This window comes from Streptomyces sp. P5F9, from assembly GCF_057961495.1.
Window position 1 is genome coordinate 1 of record NZ_JBXVPZ010000418.1, and the last position, 8,618, is coordinate 8,618.

8 protein-coding genes are annotated in these 8,618 nt (G+C 71.0%); 3 read left to right on the top strand and 5 right to left on the bottom strand.

Going from position 1 to position 8,618, the window contains the following annotated elements:
- Positions 1 to 290 precede the first annotated feature (290 nt).
- Positions 291 to 932, bottom strand: a complete 642-nt coding sequence (locus AC31A1_RS40810; protein ID WP_489658139.1) for a DedA family protein — start codon at positions 930 to 932, stop codon at positions 291 to 293.
- Between the two features lie 218 nt (positions 933 to 1,150).
- Here AC31A1_RS40810 and AC31A1_RS40815 point away from each other — a divergent pair, with 218 nt between their 5' ends.
- Positions 1,151 to 1,693: a superoxide dismutase family protein gene (locus AC31A1_RS40815; protein WP_489658140.1), complete on the top strand. Its 543-nt coding sequence runs from the start codon at positions 1,151 to 1,153 to the stop codon at positions 1,691 to 1,693.
- 51 nt (positions 1,694 to 1,744) lie between these two features.
- On the opposite strand, the gene AC31A1_RS40820 is transcribed toward AC31A1_RS40815, so the two are convergent.
- From AC31A1_RS40820 to AC31A1_RS40835, 4 genes are all read right to left on the bottom strand, one after another.
- On the bottom strand, positions 1,745 to 2,203 hold the full coding sequence (locus tag AC31A1_RS40820) for a DoxX family protein (protein WP_489658146.1): 459 nt from the start codon (positions 2,201 to 2,203) through the stop codon (positions 1,745 to 1,747).
- 97 nt (positions 2,204 to 2,300) lie between these two features.
- Positions 2,301 to 4,226, bottom strand: coding sequence for an FAD/NAD(P)-binding protein (locus AC31A1_RS40825; protein ID WP_489658141.1), 1,926 nt, complete (start codon positions 4,224 to 4,226; stop codon positions 2,301 to 2,303).
- Positions 4,227 to 4,315: 89 nt separating this feature from the next.
- Positions 4,316 to 5,944: an alkaline phosphatase D family protein gene (locus AC31A1_RS40830; protein WP_489658142.1), complete on the bottom strand. Its 1,629-nt coding sequence runs from the start codon at positions 5,942 to 5,944 to the stop codon at positions 4,316 to 4,318.
- A gap of 239 nt (positions 5,945 to 6,183) precedes the next feature.
- Positions 6,184 to 6,828 carry an HNH endonuclease family protein gene (locus AC31A1_RS40835; protein WP_489658143.1) on the bottom strand — a complete coding sequence of 215 codons (645 nt, stop codon included), beginning with the start codon at positions 6,826 to 6,828 and terminating at the stop codon, positions 6,184 to 6,186.
- Positions 6,829 to 7,225: 397 nt separating this feature from the next.
- Between AC31A1_RS40835 and AC31A1_RS40840 the strand changes: the two genes are divergently transcribed.
- Together AC31A1_RS40840 and AC31A1_RS40845 are read left to right on the top strand one after the other, a co-directional pair.
- A complete protein-coding gene (locus AC31A1_RS40840; protein ID WP_489658144.1) occupies positions 7,226 to 7,807 on the top strand; it encodes a TMEM165/GDT1 family protein in 582 nt (193 codons plus the stop codon).
- A gap of 219 nt (positions 7,808 to 8,026) precedes the next feature.
- The coding region (locus AC31A1_RS40845) for an HAD family hydrolase (protein ID WP_489658145.1) at positions 8,027 to 8,618 on the top strand (592 nt) is incomplete at its 3' end.

Genomic DNA, 8,618 nt, shown 5'->3' on the forward strand with positions numbered 1-8,618 from the left:
CGAATCCGCGGGCCGGTGGGGGCTGGTCGCGCCCGCGCGGCGGTAGCCGCACATCGATACAGCCCCGCGCCCCTGAAGGATGGACGCGCGCCCCTGACCCGAAGCTGAGCCGTGTCCCTGAGAAACGGCCTCGCGCCTCCGGTCCGTAGCGAATCCGCGGGCCGGTGGGGGCTGGTCGCGCCCGCGCGGCGGTAGCCGCACATCGATACAGCCCCGCGCCCCTGAAAAGACGGACCCGCGCCCCTGATCCAAAACGGACCCGCGCCCCCGAGCCGTAGCGAACCCGTCCCCTAAGGGGCGCTGACCTCTGCCGTCGCCCCGGGCTGTCTCCGCATCACGAAGGCCGCCCCCGCACCCGCTCCGAACAAGGCCACCAGCGAGACCCCCGTCGCCAGCCAGGTCGCGCCCAGCCACTGTGCGCCGTAGTAGCCCAGGGCCACGCTGTACGCCGCCCAGGACAGGCCCGCCAGGGCTGACCAGGGGAGGAAGTCTCGGGCTCGGCGGTGGGCTGCGCCTGCGCCGAGGGAGACGACCGAGCGGCCGGCGGGGGCGAAGCGGGCCAGGATGACCAGGGCTCCGCCGCCGCGGGCCAGGGCCACGCCGAGACGTTCCTGCGCGGTGGTGAGGCGGCGGGAGCGGGAGATCGCGCGGTCCAGGCGGGCGCCGCCGCGCCAGGCCAGCCGGTACGCGACGAGGTCGCCCAGGACGGACGCGGTCGCGGCGCACGCGATCAGCGCCAGGATGCTGGGGACCTCGTGCGGGACGGGAACGGCGTCCGCCGCGGCGCCGGTGCCCGCTGCCGCCGCCGTGGCGGCCGCGATGACCAGGACACCGCTCGGCAGAACCGGCAGGAACACATCAAGGAGTACGGAGATGGCGACCATGGCGTAGATCCATGGGCTGCCGGTCAGCGACCCCACACTCTCGAACAACGCGTCTCCCCGTGAACTCCCCCGTGGGCCGCGGTGAAGACGGCCAGTGACAGCCATACAGCGTACGCCTGGATGGGGACAGGAGATTCACGGGGGGCGCGTGTGATCCGCACAGCGTGTTCACCCGGCTGCCCCGTCCCAGGGAGCGGGGCGGGTCTTCGTCCCGTAGCAACGTAAAGGGGGCTAAACGAACCTGAACGTGAGGAACGGTACACATCATGGTGGCAGGCATATGTGCGGGCGCCGTCGTCGCGGCCCTTCTGGCGAGCGGCGGCGGAGGAGGAGGCAGTGGTGCTCCTGACGGGTACTGGATGCGGACGGACGCGCGGTTCGCGCCGGTCGGCGCCCTCGTACCGTCGGCGGCAGTGACGTACGACAGCAAGCTGGTTCCGGCTGCTGCCTGGATTCAGGTCAGCCAGCACACTGCGGTCGGTGGTGCTACGACCGTGCGGCTCAAGGTCGACGGGGTGGTGCCTGGGCACGCGTACGGCGTTCACGTGCACCAGAAGCCGTGCGGCGCCGACCCGGCCGCCGCGGGCGGGCACTTCCAGCACAAGCCGTCCACGGACCCGGCCGCCACCAACGCCGACAACGAGGTCTGGCTCGACTTCACGGCCGACGAGCACGGCGCCGCCGAGGCGAGCGCCCGGCACGACTGGGACTTCCGGCAGGGCGAGGCGTCCTCCGTGGTCATCCACGACATGCCCGGCAGTCACACCCGCGCCGCCTGCTTCACGGTGCCGTTCGGCTGGGCTCCCTGACGCGACCGACCGGTGCCCCCTCTCAGGGGCACCGGTCAGTCGTTCAGCAGGTCAGGCGGCTACCGGTGTCTGGTCCGCCGACGTCCGCTCACCGGCCGCCGTCGCGGACCGCCTCGCGAACAGCCGGTCCACGCCCAGCGCGCCGGAACCCGTGAACACCAGCAGCAGGAACGCCCAGCAGAACATCGCCGAGGCCTCGCCGCCGTTCTGGATCGGCCACAGGGCCGCCTGCTGGTGGACGTCGAAGTACGCGTACGCCATCGAGCCCGAGGTGATCAGCGCGGCCACGCGGGTGCCGAGGCCGAGCAGGACGAACCCGCCGCCGACGAGCTGGATCACGGCCGCGTACCAGCCGGGCCAGGTGCCCGCCGCAAGGGTGCCGCCGGTGCCGGCTGCGCCGCCAAGGATGCCGAAGAGCGAGGCCGCTCCGTGGCAGGCGAAGAGCAGGCCGACGACGATCCGGAACAGGCCGACGGCGTACGGCTGGGCCTTGTCGAGGCGTCCGTTGATGTGAGGGGTCACGTGGGGGGTGCTCCTTCGGTCGGGCCGGTCCGGGTCGCGGACCGGTCTGGGGACGAGCCGAGTGAGCGATCAACGTTAGGTGAACCTAATCAATGCTTGCAAGTTCAACATTTGGCCACTGTTCAGCTTCCGTTTGCGGTTCCGGTTCGGTCGTCGCCGCACGTAGAACCGCTCTCGCCACCGCGTCGGCATCCGAAAGCGTGACCGAATCCACCCCTGGACGAGCGCCCGCCGCGGTCACCCAGTGCACGCCCTCCGTGGGCACCCCGAACGCGAACCGCCTTGCGTGGACGCCTCCTTGACGGTCGATCAGACGGTACGGACGTGGTGTTACGTCGAGTCCTCCCGTTTCGTAACCATCCACCGTGTGCGGCCGGCACCGGCCCGTCCTCAGCAGCCGGCCGAGCAGTTCGTCGGCGGTACGGCGCAGATCCGGTTCGGGGAGCCGCGCCTCTATGAGGGTTGTCACACGCACCGCCGAGCCCGGTACCTCCGGGGAGCGCGCCACCCAGGCGCCGTCCGCCTCCCGCACCTCCAGTCGCGGCCCGAGCACCTCCACCACGCCCGCCTCCACCAACGCGGCCAGCTCCTCTATACGGCGCCGGGGCGGCCCGATGGACAGGAACGCGTTGAGCGGCGTGTACCAGCGGTCCAGGTGGTCACGGCGGGAGGCGCCGGCCAGACCGCCGTGGTCGACGACCAGCCGGAGTTCGTTGCGCAGATCGCGCAGCACGTCCAGCGCCGCCTTGAGCGGGCCGTCCACATTGCCGAGCGCCGCGTGCTCGGCGTCCTCGCGCAGATACGACAACAGCCAGTCCCGCCAGGCGGTGGGATGCGCGAGATCGGCTTCCGTATACGGGCGGGACAGCCGGTCCCAGCACCAGCGGTCGGCGGCCGCGATCCCGAACTCGTCGAGCAGCAGGGCCTCTTGGGGGTCGCGGTGCGGGACGGCGAGGAAGCGCTCGGTGAAGTCCGTCAACTCCGGGCGGCGGGAGGGCCGTAGCAGCGCGGTGTAGTAGACCGTCTCGACCTCCTTCGCCACCAACGGCCATATCTCCGTGAGGAATTCGGGCGGCTCGGCGGAGTCGGCGCGTTTGCGGAAGGCGGATATCGCCTCGGGGGTGAGGACGAGGGGGGTGTGGCGGCCGTAGGGGCCCTTCGCGTTGTCGCCGCGGGCCTGGTACGGGATGCCTCGGCGTGAACCGGCGTACAGGCGGGGCTCGTTGCCGGAGGGGACGTAGCGCAGACCGCCGTCCTCCGCGCGGACGAAACGGCCGCCTCTGCCCGTCGTCAACAGGGCCGTGTGGTCGAAGAAGTTGAGGCCCAGGCCGCGCAACAGGACTGGTTCGCCCGGCCGTACGACGGACAGGTCCACGTCGGCCGGGTTGGCGGGCGGGATGTGGCACAGGCCGTGGCGGTCGGCATAGGAGGAGAGGAGGCGGAGGGTGGTGTCCGGGGTCGTGGGGAGGTGGCCCTGGGCCAGGACCACGGCCGAAAGGGCGGGCAGGGTACGGCCGTTGTCGAGGGTGAGGGCCTGGTGGCCGTCCGTCGTGTCGTCGAGGCGTACCGCGCGTGCCCTGTGTGTCGCGACCCGGACGGACTCGGGGGCCTCGCGGACGGTGCGGGCGAACACCCACTCCAGATAGCGGCCGTAGTGGGCGCGGGTGGGGTAGTCGTCCGGGCCCAGTTCGGCGGGTGCCCATTCGTGCAGGCTCGGGCCGGGGCGGATCGGGCCCGAGCAGTCGACGCTGGCGTCGGTGAAGAGGGTCACCTGGGAGGCCACGGTGTTCATCAGCAGCTCGGGGGACTGCGTGGAGCGCCACACGCGGCCGGGGCCCGGGGGCGCCGGGTCGACGACGTGGACGGTGAGCCGGGTGCCGGGCGGGAGGAGGTCCGGCGCGGAGGCGCAGAGGCGTTCCAGGACGCTGGTGCCGCGCGGACCGGCGCCGACCACGGCGACCGAGACGGAGGCCGGGGCCGGTTCGCCGTCGGACGCGTTCGCTGCAGACAAAGGGGTGACTCCCGGGCGTGTGGGGGCGCAATGGAGCAGACCGCCCACTGGGAAAGCGGACGGCCCGCCTCATCATGCCCCGACCGAGGTCACGAGGGTGTCAGCGGGGACTCCTCCACGGTCTTCAGCGTCCCGTCCGCCCGCGCCTGCTCCAGCCGCAGCCGGGCCGAACGGCCTTGCAGGGTAAGAGTCATGAGCTGGTTGCCGAACCAAGGGCCGCCGGTCTTGCGCCACTTGACCGACGGGTGCGCGCAACGGCCGTGCCGGGCGAGGCGGCGGCCCAGGCCGCGCGCGGCCGCGCTCCAGCCGAAGCGGAATCCGACGCGTATGTAAGGGGGGATGGAGTTGTGGACGGGGGAACAGGTCAGCTGGAGGACGCGGGAACTCGGGCTGCCTGACCGCCACTTGGGCTCCGCGACGTACGCGTGGTGTACGTCGCCGGACAGTACGAGCACCGACGCCGGCGCCTCGTCTCCCGTCCCCACCTCGGCGATCAGGTCCGCCAGGTTCTCGAAGGACTCCGGGAACGCCGCCCAGTGCTCCAGGTCGGCCGCGCGGCGCAGTTTCTCGCCGAACTCGGCCCAGCGGGAGCCCCGTTCGCCCCGGCACAGGGCCGCGTCCCAGGACTCGGCGTCGTGGACGAGGTGGGGCAGCAGCCAGGGGAGGGAGGTGCCGATGAGGAGGTGGTCGTAGGAACCGGGGTCCTTCAGTGCCTCGGTGCGCAGCCAGTCGGCCTCGCCGGGGTCGAGCATCGCGCGGTTCTGCTCGTCGAGGACGCGGGCCGCCCTGCTGTCGACCATCAGCAGGCGGACGCGGCCGAAGTCGCGCCGGTAGCTCCAGCGGACGGTGGCCGGGTCGGCGTCGGCGCGGCAGGCGAAGGCGCGGAGTCCGTCGGTGCCGTCGGGGGTGTCCCGGACCGCCAAGTAGAGCGGATCGGCGGCGAGTTCGGCGGGGGAGAGGTTCCCGAGGTGCTGGTGGACCCAGTACGACATCAGGCCGCTGAGCAGCCGCTCGCGCCACCACGGGGTCGCCCGCATGTCCGCCAGCCACGCGGCGCTGGTGTTCCAGTCGTCGATGACGTCGTGGTCGTCGAAGATCATGCACGACGGCACGGTGGACAGCAGCCAGCGGATCTCCGGGTCGAGCCAGGACTCGTAGTAGAGGCGCGTGTACTCCTCGTAGTCCGCGACCTCGCTGCCCGGCGGTTCGCTCAGGTCGCGGCGGGCGGAGAGCCAGCGGCGGGTCGCGTCGGAGACCTCGTCGGCGTAGACCTGGTCGCCCAACAGGAGGAGTACGTCCGGGCGTTCGCCCTTCGGGTCGCGGGCGATGCGCGAGGCCAGGGTGTCCAGGGCGTCCGGGCCCACCGGGTCGTGGGTGTCGGCGGCCGGTGCGGCCCAGCGACAGGAGCCGAACGCGACGCGGACCGTGCCGTCGGCGTCCGGGGTGTGGATGACGGACGGCGGGAAGGGCGAGTCGGGCAGCGGCCACACGTGCGCGCCGTCCAGGAACACGTCGTACGGCGTCGACGTCCCCGGCGTGAGACCCTCCACCGGCACCAACGCGTAGTGGTGGCCCGCCACTTGGAAGGTCCGGGCGGTGCCCCGGGCGCCGTCCGCGCAGCGCACCTCGGCGGTGCACGGACGGCTCGCCTCGACCCAGATGGTCGCGGACGAGCCGTCGGCGTAGCGAAGCAGTGGTCCAAGGCGCAGTCCGGCCACGGTTGATCACCGGCCCCTCGTTTGGTCGGGCTCGCCTCCGGGGCGCTCAAGCCGGTGTCGAGAGCACGACCGTGCTCAGCGCTTCGCGCCTCCGCGCGCTCGCACTCTCGACACCGGCGCGCCCCTTCGGCTCGCCCTCCTCCGTCGCCCCGTACGGTACGGACGACGGAGGTCGGTGACCAGGTTCCCGGGCTGCCGAAAAGGATCAGCGGCCGCTGGAGATCGGCAGCCGCCCAGGATCAGCAGCCGTTGAGGACCGAGGTGAGCTTGGCCTTCTCGGCGGTGTCGACCGAGAGGTCGTAGTAGTACTTCACCTGGACCCAGGCACGCACGTAGGTGCAGGCGTACGAGGTGAGCGGGGGCATCCACTCGGCCGGGTCCTGGTCGCTCTTGGACTGGTTGACGTTGTCCGTGACGGCGATCAGCTGCGGCCGGGTGACGTCGTTGGCGAAGCCCTGACGCGCGGCGGTGGTCCAGTTGCGGGCGCCGGAGTCCCAGGCCTCGGCGAGCGGGACGAGGTGGTCGATGTCCAGGTCGGAGGCGGCGGTCCAGGTGGCGCCGTCGTAGACCGAGTACCAGCTGCCGCTGGTCGCGGTGCAGGCGGAGTTGGTGACGACGTTCGTACCGTCCCGCTTGAGGACGTACTCACGGGTGTTGCAGGTGCCGCTGATCGTGATCCAGGTGGGGAACAGGTCACGGTCGTAGCCCGTCCGGACCTCGGTGGCCACGGTGAGGGAGGCGAGGTAGGTGCGGGCGGTGGCGGCGCTGACCGGGGTGGGGAGGGCGGCGGAGGCGGTCGGGCCGTTGAAGAGTCCGGCGAAGGCTATGAATCCGGTAAGAGCCGCGAGTATGCTCAGCCGTCGACGCGCGTAGAACTTCGGCATACGAACTCCCTTGTGGTGTGGGGGTGTTGGAGTGCGAGCGGGGAAATGCTCGCGGTGCCGTGTTGCGGGAAGGTGTGCGTCCGGTAAGAAGCTAGTGACGTGCTCATGACACAACAAGGGGCGCGACGAGACTTTCCTCACGGGTGGGCCAAGCCGGTCCTCGCGTACAGTGGACGGCGCAGAAGGGGAGTAGCTCTTCGCCGGACCGTCGACATACTGCTCAGCTCGTCTGAGCCGGCGCCCGGAGGCAGGTTCGTCTCGCAGGTGGGGACGGGCCGGCCAGCGAGACCTTCGGTAAAGCAGTGCACTACTCGTTTTTCGTGTGTGCTGCCGTGCCGAGGTGTCCGCGGACAGCAATCACACTCTCGGCGGGGCAGTCCCGACCGATTGAGGAATCTTGATCAGCATCAGTGTGACGGCGCTCGTCTTCGGCGTCGTCTTTCTCGCCGAACTCCCCGACAAGACCGCGCTCGCCGGACTCGTCCTCGGCACCCGTTACCGCGCCTCGTACGTCTTCGCCGGAGTGGCCGCGGCGTTCCTTCTGCATGTCGTGCTCGCGGTGGCGGCGGGCAGCGTACTGACGCTGCTGCCGCGGCAGTTGGTGGCCGCGGTGACCGGTGTGCTCTTCCTGGGCGGGGCCGCGGTGCTCCTCTTCAGGAAGGGTGACGACGAGGAGGAGGTCCGTGCGCCGAAGGACCAGTCCTTCTGGAAGGTGTCCGGTGCCGGTTTCATGCTCATCCTGGTCGCCGAGTTCGGTGACCTGACCCAGATCATGACGGCCAACCTCGCGGCCCGTTACGACGATCCGTTCTCCGTCGGGCTCGGTGCGGTGCTGGCGCTGTGGGCGGTGGCCGGGCTGGGCATCGTGGGCGGGAAGGCGCTGATGAAGCGGGTGCCGCTGAAGTTGATCACGCAGATCGCGGCGGTACTGATGCTGGCGTTGGGGGCGTGGAGTCTTTGGGAGGCCGTGAGTGCGTGACCCTGCGCGGGGGGCTCGCGAGGGTGCCTTTGGCGCGGGCGCGGTGAGCTGAACGGTGGGTGAACTGTTCCGGGGGGGTGGTAGCGCGATGCCGGTCTTGTTTTGTACCGTAGGGAAACAAAGTGGTTCCCGTCCGTTTTCCCTGACCGGCGGACGGGGCCACCTTGTCCCTCCGGGGGTTGACCCGCGTATTTCTCTCCCGTTCCTTGGAGCCTGCCGATGACGGCCACCACCGTGCTCACCGCCCGCGCCCTCCTGCTGGACATGGACGGCACCCTCGTCGACTCGCACGCCGTCGTCGAGCGGATCTGGCGGCGCTGGTCCGACCGGCACGGGCTGGACGCGGACGAGGTCATGAAGGTCGTGCACGGGCGGCAGGGGTACGCGTCGATGGCGCTGCTGCTGCCCGGCCGGCCCATGGAGCAGAACTACGCCGAGAACGCCCGGATGCTGGCCGAGGAGACCGCCGACGTCGAGGGCGTCGTGCCGATTCCGGGTGCGCGGGAGTTTCTGGCGTCCTTGCGGGGGCTTCCGCACGCGCTCGTCACGTCGGCGGATGTCGCGTTGTCCACGGCGCGGATGGGGGCGGCGGGGCTGGAGTTGCCGGAGGTTCGGATCACCGCGGAGTCCGTCGGTGCGAGCAAGCCTGATCCGGAGGGCTTTCTGAAGGGTGCCGCCGAGCTGGGCATCGCGCCCGCGGATTGCATTGTCTTCGAGGATTCCGGGGCTGGTATCGCTGCGGGGCGCTCCGCGGGGATGCGGGTGGTGGGGGTTGGGCCGCAGGCCGGGTTCCATCGGGCGGATGTGGTGG